Annotated in this window: 17 protein-coding genes; 8 read left to right on the forward strand and 9 right to left on the reverse strand. The window is 61.8% G+C overall.

Annotated elements, in window-relative coordinates:
- The first annotated feature begins 116 nt into the window (after nucleotides 1–116).
- The 5 genes from clpS (at nucleotide 117) to AC1DYQ_RS04725 (ending at nucleotide 6,673) form a co-directional block, all read left to right on the forward strand.
- Complete coding sequence (gene clpS, locus AC1DYQ_RS04705) at nucleotides 117–494, forward strand: ATP-dependent Clp protease adapter ClpS (RefSeq protein ID WP_457280765.1); 378 nt, start codon at nucleotides 117–119, stop codon at nucleotides 492–494.
- 69 nt (nucleotides 495–563) lie between these two features.
- On the forward strand, nucleotides 564–2,900 hold the full coding sequence (clpA, locus tag AC1DYQ_RS04710) for an ATP-dependent Clp protease ATP-binding subunit ClpA (RefSeq protein WP_477685768.1): 2,337 nt from the start codon (nucleotides 564–566) through the stop codon (nucleotides 2,898–2,900).
- A 127-nt stretch (nucleotides 2,901–3,027) separates the two neighbouring features.
- A complete protein-coding gene (gene cls / locus AC1DYQ_RS04715; RefSeq protein WP_477685769.1) occupies nucleotides 3,028–4,485 on the forward strand; it encodes a cardiolipin synthase in 1,458 nt (485 codons plus the stop codon).
- Nucleotides 4,486–4,505: 20 nt separating this feature from the next.
- On the forward strand, nucleotides 4,506–5,972 hold the full coding sequence (gene sbcB, locus AC1DYQ_RS04720; protein ID WP_477685770.1) for an exodeoxyribonuclease I: 1,467 nt from the start codon (nucleotides 4,506–4,508) through the stop codon (nucleotides 5,970–5,972).
- A 140-nt stretch (nucleotides 5,973–6,112) separates the two neighbouring features.
- Nucleotides 6,113–6,673, forward strand: a complete 561-nt coding sequence (locus tag AC1DYQ_RS04725; protein ID WP_477685771.1) for a hypothetical protein — start codon at nucleotides 6,113–6,115, stop codon at nucleotides 6,671–6,673.
- 238 nt (nucleotides 6,674–6,911) lie between these two features.
- On the opposite strand, the gene AC1DYQ_RS04730 is transcribed toward AC1DYQ_RS04725, so the two are convergent.
- Nucleotides 6,912–8,009 carry a saccharopine dehydrogenase family protein gene (locus AC1DYQ_RS04730; protein WP_477685772.1) on the reverse strand — a complete coding sequence of 366 codons (1,098 nt, stop codon included), beginning with the start codon at nucleotides 8,007–8,009 and terminating at the stop codon, nucleotides 6,912–6,914.
- A gap of 175 nt (nucleotides 8,010–8,184) precedes the next feature.
- On the opposite strand from AC1DYQ_RS04730, the gene AC1DYQ_RS04735 reads away from it, so the two are divergent.
- Nucleotides 8,185–8,616, forward strand: a complete 432-nt coding sequence (locus AC1DYQ_RS04735; RefSeq protein ID WP_477685773.1) for an Lrp/AsnC family transcriptional regulator — start codon at nucleotides 8,185–8,187, stop codon at nucleotides 8,614–8,616.
- Nucleotides 8,617–8,831: 215 nt separating this feature from the next.
- Here the strand turns inward: AC1DYQ_RS04735 and AC1DYQ_RS04740 are convergent, their stop codons facing one another.
- The 5 genes from AC1DYQ_RS04740 to AC1DYQ_RS04760 form a co-directional block, all read right to left on the reverse strand.
- Complete coding sequence (locus AC1DYQ_RS04740; protein ID WP_477685774.1) at nucleotides 8,832–9,389, reverse strand: hypothetical protein; 558 nt, start codon at nucleotides 9,387–9,389, stop codon at nucleotides 8,832–8,834.
- Between the two features lie 70 nt (nucleotides 9,390–9,459).
- The gene (locus AC1DYQ_RS04745) at nucleotides 9,460–9,909 is read right to left on the reverse strand and encodes a DUF2628 domain-containing protein (protein WP_477685775.1); all 450 of its coding nucleotides are present in this window, start codon (nucleotides 9,907–9,909) and stop codon (nucleotides 9,460–9,462) included.
- Between the two features lie 107 nt (nucleotides 9,910–10,016).
- Nucleotides 10,017–10,682: a glutathione S-transferase gene (locus AC1DYQ_RS04750; RefSeq protein WP_477685776.1), complete on the reverse strand. Its 666-nt coding sequence runs from the start codon at nucleotides 10,680–10,682 to the stop codon at nucleotides 10,017–10,019.
- Nucleotides 10,683–10,702: 20 nt separating this feature from the next.
- Nucleotides 10,703–11,650: an oxygen-dependent tRNA uridine(34) hydroxylase TrhO gene (trhO, locus tag AC1DYQ_RS04755; RefSeq protein ID WP_477685777.1), complete on the reverse strand. Its 948-nt coding sequence runs from the start codon at nucleotides 11,648–11,650 to the stop codon at nucleotides 10,703–10,705.
- Nucleotides 11,651–11,838: 188 nt separating this feature from the next.
- Nucleotides 11,839–12,438, reverse strand: a complete 600-nt coding sequence (locus AC1DYQ_RS04760; protein ID WP_477685778.1) for a GNAT family N-acetyltransferase — start codon at nucleotides 12,436–12,438, stop codon at nucleotides 11,839–11,841.
- Between the two features lie 293 nt (nucleotides 12,439–12,731).
- On the opposite strand from AC1DYQ_RS04760, the gene AC1DYQ_RS04765 reads away from it, so the two are divergent.
- Complete coding sequence (locus AC1DYQ_RS04765; RefSeq protein WP_477685779.1) at nucleotides 12,732–13,979, forward strand: extracellular catalytic domain type 1 short-chain-length polyhydroxyalkanoate depolymerase; 1,248 nt, start codon at nucleotides 12,732–12,734, stop codon at nucleotides 13,977–13,979.
- Between the two features lie 79 nt (nucleotides 13,980–14,058).
- Here AC1DYQ_RS04765 and AC1DYQ_RS04770 read toward each other — a convergent pair whose 3' ends face one another.
- The 3 genes from AC1DYQ_RS04770 to AC1DYQ_RS04780 form a co-directional block, all read right to left on the reverse strand.
- Nucleotides 14,059–14,970, reverse strand: coding sequence for an alpha/beta hydrolase (locus tag AC1DYQ_RS04770; protein WP_477685780.1), 912 nt, complete (start codon nucleotides 14,968–14,970; stop codon nucleotides 14,059–14,061).
- Between the two features lie 111 nt (nucleotides 14,971–15,081).
- Nucleotides 15,082–15,387 carry an EF-hand domain-containing protein gene (locus AC1DYQ_RS04775; protein WP_477685781.1) on the reverse strand — a complete coding sequence of 102 codons (306 nt, stop codon included), beginning with the start codon at nucleotides 15,385–15,387 and terminating at the stop codon, nucleotides 15,082–15,084.
- A gap of 72 nt (nucleotides 15,388–15,459) precedes the next feature.
- Nucleotides 15,460–16,002: a hypothetical protein gene (locus AC1DYQ_RS04780; RefSeq protein WP_477685782.1), complete on the reverse strand. Its 543-nt coding sequence runs from the start codon at nucleotides 16,000–16,002 to the stop codon at nucleotides 15,460–15,462.
- Between the two features lie 279 nt (nucleotides 16,003–16,281).
- On the opposite strand from AC1DYQ_RS04780, the gene ompR reads away from it, so the two are divergent.
- Nucleotides 16,282–17,031: an osmolarity response regulator transcription factor OmpR gene (gene ompR, locus AC1DYQ_RS04785; protein ID WP_477685783.1), complete on the forward strand. Its 750-nt coding sequence runs from the start codon at nucleotides 16,282–16,284 to the stop codon at nucleotides 17,029–17,031.
- Nucleotides 17,032–17,041 lie beyond the last annotated feature (10 nt).

Below are 17,041 nucleotides of genomic sequence, written 5' to 3' on the forward strand. Positions count from 1 at the left end.
CGGCGGTTTTTTTCTTGGCCACGGAAAAGGAAAAAAATCACGCTTGAATGTCGCGTTCCCGCCACCAATTTCCCTATCAGGCGCACTGGACTACATCGGTGGCTAGAATGAATTCCATGGCAACCAAGTCTCCCAAATCCCCCAACTCTCCGGTGCAGCCCCCAGTGCCGGCTATCAAGCCCGATAACGGCAATGGGGGAGAGTCGGTCGTATTGGAGCGCCGGCCGCAAAAGACCAAGCCCCCGCAGATGTACCAGGTGGTCCTGCTCAACGACGACTACACCCCCATGGAGTTCGTGGTGGTGGTGATCCAGGAGTTTTTCAACAAGGACCATGACACCGCCACGCAGATCATGCTGAAGATCCATCTGGACGGCAAAGGTGTCTGCGGCGTGTTTTCCAGGGACGTAGCGGCGACCAAAGTGGACCAGGTCACCGAAGCTGCCCGGAAAAACGGCCATCCGCTGCAGTGTGTCAGTGAGCCCATTGAATAATCGTAAATCCGGCCAATATTCCCTTCATAAGTCAGTAGAGTTAACCCAAGCAAGCCGAAAGGAAGATCAATGATTGCCCAGGAACTAGAAGTCAGCTTGCACATGGCGTTTGTCGAGGCGCGTCAGCAGCGCCACGAGTTCATCACCGTTGAGCATCTCTTGCTTGCCTTGCTGGACAACCCCAGTGCAGCCGAGGTATTGCGCGCCTGCTCAGCCAATGTGGACGACTTGCGCAAGTCGTTGGCCAATTTCATCAAGGACAACACCCCGCAGGTCGCCGGCACCGACGATGTCGACACGCAGCCCACGCTGGGCTTCCAGCGCGTGATCCAGCGCGCCATCATGCACGTGCAGTCCACCGGCAACGGCAAGAAGGAAGTCACCGGCGCCAATGTGCTGGTCGCCATTTTTGGTGAAAAGGATTCACACGCCGTGTATTACCTCCACCAGCAGGGCGTGACGCGCCTGGACGTGGTGAATTTCATCGCGCACGGCATCAAGAAGAGCGACCCGCCGGAACCAGCCAAGGCAGGCGAGAGCGCTGCCGAAAGCGAAGAGGGTGGCGAGAAGAGCGAAAAAGCCTCACCGCTTGAACAATTCACCGTCAACCTGAACCAGCTCGCCAAGGACGGCAAGATCGATCCGCTGATCGGCCGCCAGTATGAAGTCGAGCGCGTCATCCAGATTCTCTGCCGCCGCCGCAAGAACAACCCGCTGCTGGTCGGTGAGGCCGGTGTGGGTAAAACCGCGATTGCCGAGGGCCTGGCCTGGCGCATCACGCAAAAAGACGTACCCGAGATCCTGGCCGAAGCCAATGTGTACTCGCTCGATATGGGCGCATTGCTGGCCGGTACCAAGTACCGCGGTGACTTCGAACAACGCCTGAAGGGCGTGCTCAAGGCATTGAAGGACAAGCCCAACGGCATCCTGTTCATCGACGAAATCCACACCCTGATCGGTGCCGGTGCGGCCTCGGGCGGTACGCTGGATGCGTCCAACCTGCTCAAGCCGGCGCTGTCCAGCGGCCAGCTCAAGTGCATCGGCGCGACCACCTTCACTGAATACCGCGGCATCTTCGAAAAAGATGCGGCCCTGTCGCGCCGCTTCCAGAAGGTCGATGTGGTCGAGCCGACCGTGCAGGAAACGGTCGACATCCTCAAGGGCCTGAAGTCGCGCTTTGAAGAGCACCACAGCGTCAAGTACGCCGTGGCTGCCCTGCAGGCTGCGGCCGAGCTCAGCGCCAAGTACATCAATGACCGCCATCTGCCCGACAAGGCCATTGACGTGATCGATGAAGCCGGCGCTGCCCAGCGCATCCTGCCCGCGTCCAAACGCAAGAAGATCATCACCAAGGCCGAGGTCGAAGAGATCGTGGCCAAGATCGCCCGCATCCCGCCCGCCAATGTCTCCAACGACGACCGCGGCAAGCTGCAGACGCTCGAGCGGGACCTGAAAAGCGTGGTCTTCGGCCAGGACAAGGCCCTTGAAGTGCTGGCCTCCGCCGTCAAGATGGCGCGCTCCGGCCTGGGCAAGGACGACAAGCCGATCGGCTCCTTCCTGTTCTCCGGCCCCACCGGCGTCGGCAAGACCGAAGCTGCCAAACAGCTGGCCTACATCATGGGCATTGAGCTCATCCGCTTCGACATGTCCGAGTACATGGAGCGCCATGCCGTGAGCCGCCTGATTGGTGCGCCTCCGGGTTACGTCGGTTTTGACCAGGGTGGCCTGCTGACCGAAGCCATCACGAAGAAGCCGCACGCTGTGCTGCTGCTCGACGAGATCGAAAAGGCGCACCCGGACATCTTCAACGTGCTGCTGCAGGTCATGGACCATGGCACGCTGACGGACAACAACGGGCGCAAGGCCGATTTCCGCAATGTCATCATCGTCATGACCACCAACGCCGGTGCCGAGACGATGAACAAGGCGACCATTGGCTTTACCAACCCGCGCGAGTCCGGCGACGAGATGGCCGACATCAAGCGTCTGTTCACGCCCGAGTTCCGCAACCGCCTGGACGCGACTGTCAGCTTCAAGGCGCTGGACGAAACCGTCATCCTGCGCGTGGTCGACAAGTTCCTGCTGCAGCTTGAAACGCAACTTGCCGAGAAGAAGGTGGAAGTCACCTTCACCGACACGTTGCGCAAGTACCTCGGCAAGAAGGGCTTTGATCCGCTCATGGGTGCCCGCCCGATGCAGCGCCTGATCCAGGACACGATTCGCCGTGCGCTGGCCGACGAGCTGCTGTTTGGCCGGTTGACCGACGGTGGCCGCCTGACAGTGGATATGAAGGTCACGACGGACGAGAAGGGCGTTGAGACCGGGGAAGTCCAGCTCGACATCCAGCCGCTGCCCAAGAAGGAAGGCAAAGCCAAGCCGGAAGCCGAAGCGGCAGAGACCAACTGACCATTTCGCGGATCCAGTCAATCCAGCGGCGCGGATAGTTTTCGCGCACCCAAAAAAGGCCGGTAGCATCACGCTATCGGCCTTTTTTCATTTCACCCGCGCTTCCTAAAACAAAAGACGCCCCGCCTTGATCCTTCCCGAACTCAGCTCAGAATGGAAAACCGGCCTCTCCCTGGCATGGAGTGCCTACATTGCCGTGCTGTCGGTCTGGATCGTGATGCAAAAGCGCGCGCCGGTTTCCACCATGAGCTGGATCCTGTCGCTGGCCTTGCTGCCGTTCGCCGGCTTCGTGATTTACTACTTCCTCGGTCCCCAGCGCCTCAAAAAGCAGCGCCTGAAGCGGCTGCGCAGCCGCGCCGGCGCGCGCGGCGATGCCGATCTGGCCCAGTTGCAGGGCGTGGCCGAAAGAGCACCTCCGGCCCTGCGGCAAATGACCGCCCTGGGAACCGCCGCCTGCGGCCTGCCGGTGTCCAGTGCTACCGGCGTCCAGCTGCTTTCAGGCGGTGCGCACACCTTCGACAGCATCTTCCAGGCGATCCGCGACGCCCGCCATCATGTGCACCTCGAGTACTATATTTTTGAACCTGACCGCATCGGCACTGCCCTGCGCGACCTGCTGGCAGAAAGTGCGGAGCGGGGCGTCAAGGTGCGGCTGCTGGTCGATGCGCTTGGATCCAAGCGGCTTGGCAGCCGGTTTCTGGCACCCCTGGAGGCCGCCGGCGTCGAGGTTGCGTTCTTTCACGACACCCGCATAGGCCGCCGCCTGCGCCCGGTGACCAACTACCGCACCCACCGCAAGATCGTCGTCTGCGACGGCCGCGTCGGCTTCACGGGCGGCGTCAACATCACCGATGAAGAAGACCGGCGCACCCGCGCCGATGCCTACCATGATGTGCACTTGCGCATTGAGGGCAGCGCGGTGCGATGGCTGCAAACCACCTTCCTCGAAGACTGGACTTACGCCACCGGCGAATCGATAGCCGACACGGACGGGACCCTTCCGCACCTGCTGCCCCTCCTGGTGCCCGACGAAGAAGCCGGCGACATTCCGGTGCAGGTGGTGACCAGCGGGCCGGACAACATGCTGGAGCCGATTCACCGCATGCACCTGGCCGCCATCAACGCCTCCACCCAGCGCGCCTGGCTGACCACGCCTTACTTCGTGCCGGGAGAGCCCGCGCTGATGGCACTGACCAGCGCCGCGTTGCGCGGCGTCGACGTGCGCCTGCTGGTGCCTCGCCGCAGCGACAGCTTTGTCGTCAGCGCCGCGGCGCGATCCTACTTCGACGAACTGATCGCCGCCGGCGTCAAGGTCTGGGAGTACAAGGCCCGCATGCTGCACTCCAAAACACTGGTCGTCGACGACAGCTGTGCCATGGTCGGCACCGCCAATTTCGACAACCGCAGCTTTCGCCTCAACTTCGAAGTGATGGCCGTGGTCTACGGCCCCGCGTTGGCAGGGCCGCTCGCTGCGCAGTTTGAAACCGACCTGTTCAGCGCTGCGCCCGTGCGCGCACATCGCCCCCAGAACTTTTTGATGCGCCTGCTCGATGCCACGGCGCGGCTGTTTTCACCCTTGCTCTAATTACCTACTTCGAGTTCTTCATGCCCCACACCTTCCTCTGGCACGACTACGAAACCTTCGGCATCAACCCGCGCCGTGACCGGCCCGCGCAGTTCGCCGGCATTCGCACCGACGCAGAGCTCAATGAAATCGGCGAGCCGCTGATGATTTATTGCAAGCCGGCCAACGACTACCTGCCCAATCCAGAGTCCTGCCTGCTCACCGGCATTACCCCCCAGTTGTGCCTGGAGCGCGGCGTGGCCGAGCACGAATTCGCCGCGCAGATCGAAGCCGTGCTGGCCGAGCCCGGCACGATTGGCGTGGGCTACAACACCATCCGCTTCGACGACGAAGTCACGCGCTACATGTTCTGGCGCAACCTGATTGACCCCTATGCGCGCGAATGGCAAAACGACTGCGGCCGCTGGGATTTACTCGATGTCGTGCGCATGGCCTACGCGCTGCGGCCCGAGGGCATCACCTGGCCGCTCAAGCCCGACGAACGCAGGCCGGACGACGCCAGCGCCGTCCGCCCCAGCTTCAAGCTCGAAGACCTGGCGCGTGCCAACGGCCTGCTGCACGAGTCGGCGCACGACGCCCTGTCTGACGTGCGCGCCACCATCGCGCTGGCCCGCCTGATCCGCAAGGCGCAACCCAAGCTCTTTGACTTTTGCCTGGGCCTGCACAAAAAAGATCGCGTGGCCGCAGAGCTCGGCTTGCCCACCAGCCCGCAAACAGCCCAGCCGTTTTTGCACGTCTCGGGCATGTTCCCGCCAGAGCGCGGCTGCCTGGCCGTCATGTGGCCGCTGGCAACGCATCCGACGAACAAGAACGAGCTGCTGGCCTGGGACTTGTCGCAAGACCCGAGTGAGCTGCCCCTGCTCGACGTTGCCACGTTGCGGCAACGCCTCTTCAGCAAATCGGCCGAGCTGCCCGAAGGCGTGCAGCGGCTGCCCCTCAAGTCGGTTCACCTGAACAAGTCACCCATGGTCGTGCGCAAGCTCGCCACGCTGTCGCCGGAGATGGCCGCCAAATGGAATGTAGACATCCCTGCAGCGCTGGCCAACGCCGAAAAAGCCGCCGGCCTGCCCGACATGAGCGCCATTTGGCCCGAAGTCTTCCAGCGGCCCAAAGAGCCCACGCCGGATGTTGATGAAGACCTGTACGGCGGCTTCATCAACAACACCGACAGGCGCCGGCTGAACCAGCTGCGCGCCTTGTCACCCGCTGAGCTGGCTCATGCCCGCATCGGCTTTGACGATGAGCGCCTCGGGGAACTGGTGTTTCGCTACCGGGCGCGCAACTTTGCCGAAACCCTGTCGCCTGAAGACGCCGAACGCTGGGAAGCGCATCGCGCCGCGCGTTTGCTGGAGGGGGAGGGCGGGGCGCGGAATGTGGATGCGCTGTTTGCCGAGATTGATGTGTTGGCGGAGACGGCGGATGAGAAGGGGCAGGCGGTGCTTGAAGCTCTTTATGAGTATGCGGAGATGATTGCGCCGGAGACTTAAGGTTAGTAGTTTGGGATATGTCGCACTAGCAGCTGTACTGAGCTCAGGTTTTGGGGAGCGTGGCCTTAGTGGCACGAACCCTGAACTTCTATCAGAGCCACTTCGGAGATACTGAAAATACGGTTATGAAAGCTACTCTTATGAATAAAGCCACTAAGGTATTTGGCTTATGTAGGTACGATCAACTTCAGACAAGACTCGTATATTCCTCCGTTGGAGAGGTAAAAGTATTTCTGGAAAATTACAGAGCTGAGCGAGGCGATTTCTACCGAACCCTGGGTGTTCATCCGAACCAGAGCGGTGACAGAAATCTGTTACTTTCAATCAGTAAAACCGTCGAACGGGCTTTGAGATTTAGAAAGCTAGTCGATGCTGAGCTTGTGCAGTATGAAAACCAAGGACTAAGACAATTGGCATCGCAAGCTTTGGTGGCCGATGATGAAACAGAATACATATTGCTGGCGTTGGCTCAACTTCTTGGCGACCACTTCGTATCAACGAATACCAACTGGCATTGGGTTGAACTCGTCAAAAAAAGTCCTCGCTTGCTTGACTTCGGTTTGCCGGTTGTACAGGCGTTGCCGGACGATGTCTCTCCCATTCAAAGCGTATATGCGGCTTCGAACTCCTCAATCAATTTGGCCCCGGAGAATTTTTCGAATCACATCCTCAGGGTATTGCAGTTTTGGTTAGGCCCTTGAATCGTTGCAGTCGGATGTTGTGGATTTGGGATAGGCTTCCCTCCGCACACCTTTGCACTGCACGTCCGATCCATATACGAAGAAAAAGAAAGTGAGTAGCCGCCGGGCAACCCGGCCAGCAACACTCAGCAAAGGGCGCGCCCATCAAATCAACAACAACCTCAAAAGAAAATCGCTATCAATTCAATAGCTACTAGCGCTCTCCCTCATTAGTCAAAACGCTTGTTTCTAAAAAAACTCAAGCCGCAACCCTCTCCACCAAAGGCGCATAAGCCCCACCAAACCGGTTCCCCAAAAAGTCCCCCAACGCAATATCCTCCTGCCGCACAAACCCTTGCGCAGGCAGCCGCCCGTGAGCCAGCAAATCCAGCACTGTGCAAATACCAGCCGCCGTAGTGATCTGGATCGCGCTGCGCAGCACGCCGCCGACCACGTGGCTGTACACCTTGTGGGCGTAGGTCTCCTGCATCAGCCGGCCTTCGCGCTGGCCGCTCACGGTGACGAACACGATGACCACGTCCTGCATCGTCGTGGGCAGCGCGTTTTCCAGGATGTCCTTGAGCACACCGCGGCGGTCGCGCAGGCGCAGGTCGTTGAGCAGTGCCTTCATGATCGCCGCGTGGCCGGGGTAGCGGATGGTCTTGTAGTTGAGGTTGGTGACCTTGCCCTGCAGCGTCTCGCACAGGGTGCCCAGGCCGCCTGAGGTATTGAAGGCCTCGTACGTCACGCCGTCGAGCGAAAACTCTTCGTGTTCGGCCAGCGGCGGCACCTGGCGCAGCACGCCTTCCACAATGGCTTCGCAGGGCTCGCAGTACTCGTTGATGACGCCGTCGGTGCTCCAGGTCAGGTTGTAGTTCAGCGCGTTCGACGGGTACTGGGGCAGGGCGCCCACCCTCATACGCACGCTGTGCAGGCTGTCAAAACGCCGGCACAGGTCGGCCGCCACGATGGACACAAAGCCCGGAGCCAAGCCGCATTGCGGAATCAGCGCTGAGCGCGCGGTGCCGGCCAGTTCGCGCACGCGCCGCGTGCTGGCCACGTCTTCGGTCAGGTCCAGGTAATGCACACCGGCCGCCACGGCAGCTTCGGCAATCGACGTGGTGAGGTGGAACGGCGCCGCGCTGAGCACCGCAAACTGCCCTTCAAGCGCTGCGCGCAGGGCGACAGGATCGGTGACGTCCAGCACTTTCAGCTGAACCCCTGCGCCGGCCTTGATGCCTGCGAGTGCGGCCTGCGATGCGTCCACCACCGTCACCGCGTAGTCCTGGCTGGAGCCCAGCAGGGCGGCGATGGTTGAGCCGATTTTGCCGGCGCCTACGACCATGATCTTTTTCATATCAGCTCCTTGATGGGCCCCTCCAGGCGAAGGGCGTTGATTGATTGTGGAGCGCAGCACCGGCGGTTGGTAGTATCAATTTATACAAATAGAAGCCATAATTTAGACGAATAGAATGTTATGACAATCTATTTAACTATTCATCTCCACAACAGGGCGCGACCCACCCAGACGCATGAACCTTGACGCCATAGACCAGGCACTGCTCAGCGAGCTGCGAGAAAACGCCCGTTGCCCGGTGGCCTTGCTCGCCCGCAAGGTGAACCTGTCGCGCACGGCGGTGCAGGCCCGCATAGAGCGGCTGGAGCGCGACAAGGTCATCACTGGCTACGGCGTGCGCACCGGTGACGCCTATGAGCAGTCGCAGGTGGCCGCCCACGTGATGCTCACCGTTGGCCCCAAGCTGTCGGGCCCGGTGGAGGCGGCGCTACGCAAGATTCCGGAGGTCCGCTCACTGCTCTCCGTCAGCGGCACGTTCGACATGATCGCCATCGTGCAGGCCGGCTCGATTGAGCGGCTCGATGCGCTGATCGACGGCATCGGCCTGCTCGATGGGGTGGAGCGCACCAATACCTCGGTGGTGCTGTCGACGCGTTTTCAGCGTTGATTTATGCCTTATAGGCGCTTAAAGCGCCACGATCGCCACCGCATGGCCATGCCACCACTTGGTCTTTACCTCGGGTTTGAGTACCTTGGGCGCTGAAGCCTTTTTGCTCGGCCAGCTTCTTGAAGTCGGCGGGGACTTGCCGGTGTTACCTGGAACCTGGATGTTATCAAGGTAAGCCTGGAAGCTGATGGTCGGTCCTCAGGGTTGGTCACGTATTACGGCTCCGGCAAAAAGGCGCCCCATACCGCCAGCATGAAGAAGGGGATGCCGAGCACCGCAGTCAGCCAATTCCAGCCCGAAAAGCGGCTGTTGGGGTTGTGGCCCGGCGCCACCTTGTGGTTGAGTTGGTTGACCAGGCCTTGCACCGGGATGAGCACAAAAATGCCGACAAAGCCGATCAACCAGTACGGGTCAGGCAGTTTCCATAGCAGGGTGAGAATAATCCAGGCCGCAGCCAGCCCACCGGCTTCCATTCGGGCGCTGGGTGCTTCGGGGTCATGCTTTTTGATGCGGTCGAGCAGCGAGTAGAAAAAAAGCACACCGAAAAATGCACGCCAGAAAGGCATGATGTCTTCGTCCGTGCGCAGGCGGACCATCTTCCAGTTTTTATAGAGCCAGTAAAACTGGTATAGGCCCAGCGTGCTGAACGACATCACCACCAGCTTGATCTGTGAGACCGGGAAGAAGGCCGGGGCGCCGGCGCTAGCATCAGGCGTTGCGGGAACATCGGCCACCGGGGCCAGGGGAGGTGCGTAGGGGTTGGTGGAACTCATGGCTTTTGAAGGTGGGGGTCGAAAAAAACGCAAGCGGTAGGTGGCTCGCAGAGCCAGGCAGCAGGTGGGGCTACCACCAGCCGTTTTGCCCGAGCACCATCTTCTTGTAGTAGTCGATATTCGCGCGGATGGCGTAAACGGCCCCGGCGCCATAGGTGAGGGATCTGCCGAACCTGCCAAGACCGGCCATCTCCAGTGCGATTTCGATGAGCAGAATCACCACCAGGCACAGCAAAAACAGAGTGATCGCCTTTTTCCACATGCCTTTGGCCAGGTAATAAAAGGGGCCAAACAGGAAAGGCAGTATGCCGAAGCCGAGCTTCATGCGCTCCCCGGTGGTCAAGGCCTTGAACTGGGGCATCTTCACGCCACCGGCTTTCTCCATCAACTTGAACTTGGTCTTCCAGGCATCGGAAACCGGCAGCTCGTCGATGGCGATGGTGGCCAGCGGCGCAGGCACGTCGCTGACGGGCGTCTGCGGCGGCGCAAAAGGGTTGGGCTGGGGTGTGGGGTTGTTCAAGAAATTCCTCCCGGTGATGGACTGGCATGGGCCGCGGCCGGTGTGCGGCCTGGGCGGCGGCACTGCCGGCTGTATGGTCCGGTCTGGGCGTCGCTGAGTGGTTTATATCAGCATTGAACCTGGGCGTCCGAAGGCTGCCACGGCGCATGCTTGTCCATCACACCCGCATACAGCGTGCTCGCCTCAAACTGCGTCAGCCAGGCTTGCAGCCGCGGCCAGGGCCGGGCCGCAAACCAGGCGGGGTCGGTATGCGCGAACTGGCGTACAAAGGGCAGCATCGCCATGTCGGCCAGGCTGGCGCGTGCACCGCACAGCCATCCCTCATTCAGCATGTCGTCCAGCTTTGCCAGCCATGCCGCGCCCAAGCCGCGCTGCAGCTGCGCGAAGGCGTTGGCTTCACCTGCCGATTCCTCAGCATAGCGGTTCGGGTATTTGTAGCGGTCGAGGCTGCGCTTGAAGGCGCCGTCGTAGCCTGCAATCAGCGCGAGCATGTCATCGATGGAACCCTTGGATGGTGAGAGCCAGCCCTCGGGATCATTGCGCCGCAGTGCCCACAGCATCACGTCCAGGCTTTCATCAATGACTTCGCCGCCGGGCAGCACCAGCACGGGCACCGTACCTTTGGGCGAAGCGGCCAGCATCTCGGCGGGCTTGTTCTTCAGCACGACTTCGCGAAGTTCATGCGGCTCGCCGCTCACGGCCAGCGCCAGCCGGGCGCGCATGGCATACGGGCAGCGGCGAAAGGAATACAGGACGGGCAGGGAGCTGTTCATGGCCTGAGACACCAGGTGCATCAGGTGCCGGATTGCCGCACGCCGATGTGCGCGGCATTGCGCGCTTCGGCCAGCTCAACCTGGCGCTGGCGTTCGCGGTAGCCGGCTTTCTGTTCTTCCGTCGTCTTTGCATGGCAGTGCGCGCAGCTCACGCCCAGCTCGTACAGCGGCGACTGGCGGTCTTCTTCGCTCAGCGGATCGCGGCAGGAGCGGCACAGCGTGAAGGCGCCGGGCTTGAGGCCGTGGCCGACGGACACACGCTCGTCAAACACAAAACATTCGCCTTCCCAGGTGCTTTGCGCCTCGGGCACGGTTTCCAGGTATTTAAGGATGCCGCCTTCGAGGTGGTAGACCTCTTCAAAGCCTCTGGAGCGCAGCAGCGCGGTGGATTTCTCGCAGCGAATGCCCCCGGTGCAGAACATGGCTACCTTCGGCTTTTTGCCGTCATGCGCCGCCAGCTTGCCGCCTTCGGCCATTTCGCGCTCGACCCAGCCGGGCAGCTCTGAAAAGCTGCTGGTGTGCGGGTTCACGGCCCCATGGAAGGTGCCGATCGACACCTCGTAGTCGTTGCGTGTATCGACCAGCACCACGCCCGGCTCGTTGATCAATTGGTTCCACTCCTGCGGCTTGACGTATTCGCCCGCCATCAGCGCGGGGTGTACTTCCGGCACACCCATGGTGACGATCTCGCGCTTGAGGCGCACCTTCATGCGGTAGAAGGGCATGGACTCAGCCCAGGCCTCTTTGTGCTCCAGCTTCGCCAGGCGCGGGTCACTGCGCAGATACGCCAGCACGGCGCGCACACCTTCTTCAGGCCCGGCAATCGTGCCGTTGATGCCTTCTGCCGCAAGCAGCAGCGTGCCCTTGACACCATGGGCTTCGCATTGCGCCAGCAGCGGCGCCTGCAGCTCGGCGAAATCGGGCAGCTCAACGAACTGGTAAAGGGCGGCGGTCAGGAATTCGGGCATGAGGCAAAAGAGGTGAAACCGATGGAGGTGTCAAGCGGCTGAAGTACAGGCAGTGATTCAACGGGATGCCATGCAAATCCATCAACTTGCTGGGCACCTCCATTTTCGAAGAAATTTCAGCCACGTGGCTTTATCGCCCCACGTTACCGTGCCTTCCTTCGCCAAATTGCGCTTGAAGTTGATGCGAATCAAATCCTGGTCGTGGGCTTGATCCTCGCGAACATCAAGCTCGGCCCTGCGGCTTCACCCAGTTGGGGCCGGGCTTCCCAATTCTCCAGACGCGCTTCCAGCTTGAGCCCTGCTTTCACGAGGACACGTTCCGAAGCGGTGTTCTCCGGGTGGCATGTGGCCCAGATCCGGTAAATCTCGGGCCGTCTAACGGCCCAGTCGATGACGGGCTCAATAGCCTCTGTCGCAAAGCCGTGGCCCCAGAAGCGCTCGCAAAAGATGTAGCCGAAATCCACTTGCGGTGGATTGACCCGTACCTCGACGACGCCTACGAACTCTCCCGATTGTTTCGACACAACGGCCCAGGGGTAAGCGGACTCGTCTTTCCAGCATCGAACGCATCGCTCGGTGAAAGCTACCGCTTCATCAAACGCCGCATGACGTGAAAAATTCATGAAACGGGTCGCGACCTCACTGCTGGAATATCCGAGAAAAATGGCTTCTGCGTCAGCAAGTGTGACGGGCCTCAGCGCGACGCGCGGAGTGTCCAGGAATTCAGGAGGTTGTGGTTTTGCCATTTCCAGTTTTGCGAGGAATGCAGATGCGAAGCCGGAAAGCACAAAAAGACCCTAAATGGTGCGCACACGCGCTGAAATGGCGCTGATACCGCGCCGAAATGGCACATGCGCTCCCGGGCTCCATCGTAGCGGCTCGGGTTTTAGCATTTTGTAACCCCGATTTTGTGACGGAAAGCGCCGAATTCAATGTTTTATGGCCATGCTGGTAGACATTTTGTTGCAATGCAGCAAAATGACCGTGTACTTATTGATCTGGCGCAAATCCCTTCCTGGAAATCAAAGTAGACGCAGACCTCGAACCGACCCCAGATGGCCCCACCACTTTTTGTCAAACCATGTCCAGAAGCATAAGCAGTCTTTGGCTTAAAAGCATGCGCCGCATGGGCAAGGCCCAGCAGGCGCAGGGCTTGCGGCTGTTTGAAAGCCTGCTTCCCAAGGTCACGCCGGCGTTGCCTGCCACCACAACGCCGCGCCGGCGCAGGCCCGGGGTCAAGCTGTTGAAACCGGTGGTTGTCCGGCCCGCCAAAAAAGCCCGCCGGCCCACGGCGGCACAGGCCCGCGCCGCAGCCGGGTTGCCCGGCACCTGGCGCAAGGCCTGGTTTACCTTGCCCGGGGACGGCTTGCTGACGGATTCCCGGCGCATGCTGTATTGGCTGTATCTTCCTGCCGCGGCCGCTACGGCCACTACGGCCATTACTGCCGGGGTTCCCGATGCCCCTGCAGCACCGCGCCCGCTGGTGGTCATGCTGCACGGCTGCCAGCAGACGGCAGCGGACTTTGCAGCGGGCAGCCGCATGAACGAACTGGCCGAGCGCAAGGGTTTTGCGGTGCTCTACCCCCAGCAATCCAGTGCGGCCGACGCCCACCGCTGCTGGCACTGGTACAAGCGGGCCACACAAAACGGGGAGGGCGATGTGGGCGTGATCGCCGCCATGATTTCCCAGGTGCAGCAAAAACACGGGCTTGACGCTTCACGAACTTACGTGGCGGGCCTGTCGGCCGGCGCCGCGCTGGCGGCCATCGTGGCACTGCGCCACCCGGAGCTCATCGCGGCCGTGGGCATGCATTCCGCACCCGTGTTCGGCACCACCCATTCGCCCTTCAGCGCCTACCGGGCCATGCAACACGGCTCGGGCTCGTCTTACGATGCGGTGGCGCGCTTGTTTGCCAGCGACCAGCCGGAGTTCCCGGGCATGCCGGCCATCCTGATCCATGGCGACAACGATGCCGTGGTGCGGCGGGTGAACGCCGAGCAGCTGGCCGAGCAGTTCGAAATCATCAACAACCCGGTCATTACCCAAAATGCGGCCCGCCCCGAGCCGGTGGTTCGCCGTTACCCCGAGCGCCGCAGCGGCAGGCGGCCACGCCATGCCTACCAGACGACGACCTGGTACGCCGGCCGCAAGCCGCAGCTGGTGAAGTGCGACGTAGATGCCCTGGGCCACGCCTGGAGCGGCGGAGACGCCAGCATGGAATACAGCGAGCCCGAGGGCCCGGACGCCACGCTCATGATGTGGACGTTTTTTACCTATCACCGCCGCAATGCTGCCCTGGCTGCGGCAGAGCCTGGTGCGGCGAAGTAGCTGAGCCTGATTCGCTATCAAATAAATAGCGTCTTGCGCCCGTTTACTGCGGGCTGCAGCCTGTATTTACTTAAATCCATCAGCGCGGCAGCAGCCCCGCCATAAAGCCGTCTACCGCATCGGTATACCCGCCGGGCAGGCCCAGCGTGGTGTTGACCTGTTCGTGCGTCAGGTCTTGCGGCAGCACGCTGGCCCGCACGCCTTTGGCCGTCACTTTCGCAGCAAAGTCACGCGACTGTGCGCAGGGGTCATCCGCCCGTTGTGTCGAGCAGACCAGCAGCATCGGCGTGGCGTCAGCCGCCAGCACGCTGGTGGGCGACACAGTGCGCCAGTAGGCCGGGTCAGTGCCAAATACGCGGTCATAAAACCGCATGTGCCGCGCTTTCATGATGCGCTCAAGGTCCAGCGCGGCGCTGTCAAGTGCCACAGTGCCTAGCCACAGCCTGGCGCCTGATGTATAGGCCAATGCCGGCGAGGCACCCAGCAGTGCCACCAGGTGTGCGCCCGCCGAATGCCCCATAAGAATGACCTTGGCCGGATCGCCACCCCACGAGGCGGCCATGGCCTGCGTCTTGGCCAGGGCACTGGCCACATCGCGCGCCTGCACCAGCGGGTCAACCTGCGGCGACAGGCGATAGCCCACCGACACCAGGATGTAGCCCTTCTGCTTGACCCACCAAGCCACCTTGTTGTCGGTCACGTTGGCCATCGCCTTGTTGCCCACCATCCAGGCACCGCCGTGCACCATGACGATGACCGGTGCGTTGGCTGCCGGCTGCTGCGGCAGGTAGGCATCCATGCGCTGGCGCGGGTCTGTGCCGTAGGCGATGTCGGGGATTTGCCGCACCCCGGCCGGTACGGTGGACCTGGCGGTTTTTCTCGCCAGGCGGCCGCTGTCCTGCTGGGCAGGTGCCGGCCCGGCGTAGAGAACCGCGGTGAGCACCAGCGCAAGCGTCGGCCAGTGCGTGAGGAGGCGAGGGGCAAGGAACATGTCATGGCTCCAGTGGTATTGCGGCGGGCAGGCCGGACAGCATATCCGGCCCGCCTCTGACCTTGTGCGTCAACGATGGGTCAGGCATTCGGGCTGCGCGATGCGTAGTCGTCAGCCGGCCGGTTTGCGCGAGCCTTTTTTCGATGCCACAAAGGTCTCGATGTCGGCCAGCGAGATGGTGCCTGCATGGCTGGCGTCGATGGCGTCAAAGTTCTTGTACACCTTGGGCATTTTTGCCTGCGCTTCTTCGCGGGTCAGCTTGCCGTCCTTGTTGGTGTCGGCCGCCTCAAAGCGCTTTTGCAATTCGGTGCGGGCTTTTTCCAGGCGGGCGGCATTGGGTGCCTGGGCATGGGCTGCGGTACCTAGTGCCAGCAGACCAATGATTGAAAGTGCGCGGAGGTTGAACGAGAGGGTCATGAGAGCGCTCCAAAAAATGAAAGTGAAGGTTGAAATTTTGAAAACCGGATTTGATAAAAGGCCCAGGCCCGTTTAGCGCGACGGGCAGCTCATCGCCGCGCCGGCAGCGTCATAGCAGGTCGTGCTGCGGGTGACGCCGGTGGCCTGGTTGTAGGAAGCTGTGCTTTGCACGCTGTTGCCGGTGGCGGCGCTGGTGGCCGTGGTGTTGCGGCTGGCGTTGACGGCGCCGTCGGCGGTTTTGCTGCTGCTGCCGCTGCTTTGCACGGTGCCTTTGGCGCCGGTGGCAGCAAACTCTCCGCTGCGTTGTGCCGAGCCGTCCGCGCTGCGGCTGGCCTGGCCGGTGCGCACGGCGGTGGCGCCGTTGGGGCCTGTGGTGGAGGCACTGCCCACGGTACTGGCATTGCCTTGCCCGTCGGCGGTGGTGCTGCGGTTGCGCACCCGTGTGCCGCCTTGCGGGCCCTGGCGGGTGACTGCCCTGGTGGCGGTGGCGCTGCCATCGGCATGGGTCCGCACCACGTGGCGGCTGGCCGCTTCGGCGGGGGTGGCAAAACCTGCGGCCAGCAGGGTGCATGTCAGGGCGGTGGTCAGGGCAGTGGCGGAAAGCATGGTTTTCATGGTGAACTCCTTGAAGGTTGACGTTGAACGGTGAAGCGTCTTGAGGTTCCGGCCGCATTGCAGCGCCGTGATGCCACTGTGGCCGCCAGATGTGAGCCAGGCATGGCTGCAGGCGGCATCTTGATGACAAGGCATGAGCAAATCCCGGCTTTGTCATCGTTTGTCATGATTTGCCGGGCGGGCGGCCTGACGCGGGCCGCTACCATGGGGCATCTTTCTTGCGGCGGGGTGTTTTCTTATGGTTGTTTCCAGCGTGCTTTTGCAGACAGGCCTTTCACGATGAGCGAGCCACTGGCCCGGGTCCTGGTGGTCGACGATGAGGCCGACCTGCGCAGCCTGCTGCAGCGTTACCTGAGCGATCAGGGTTACGCCGTGCGCACACTGGAAGACGCCAAAACCCTGGACACCCTGCTGGCGCGCGAGCGCTTCGACGTGCTGGTGCTCGATGTGATGATGCCGGGCGAAGACGGCCTGGCGGTGTGTCGCCGCCTGCGCGCGCAGGGTGAAACCATTCCCATCGTCATGCTGACCGCCCGCGGCGACCCGGTGGACCGCATCGTCGGGCTGGAAATGGGCGCTGACGACTACCTGCCCAAGCCCTTCAATCCCCGCGAGCTGCTGGCCCGCATCCAGGCGCTGGTGCGCCGGCAGCGCATGCTGGGCGCGCACAGCGGCCCGCTGCCCGGCCAGGGCACGGTGCAGTTTGGCGCCTTCACCCTGAAGCTGGAAGCACGCCGGCTGGAAAAAAACGGTGAAGACGTGCCGCTCACCACCGGTGAATTCAGTCTGCTGCAGGCGTTGGCCCTGCACCCCAACCGGCCGATGGGCCGCGACAGGCTGATTGAGCTGGCCTACGGCCGCGACCACGAAGCCACCGACCGCAGCATCGACGTGCAGGTCATGCGCCTGCGCAAGCTGATTGAGTCGGACCCTTCCCAGCCGGCGCACATCCAGACCGTGTGGGGTGTGGGTTATGTGTTTGTGCCGGAAGGCGGTGTGGCAAAAAACGGCAAGGCGGGCAAGCCGTGAGGCTATTTCC

It is taken from the genome of Polaromonas sp. P1_F4 (genome assembly GCF_056405675.1).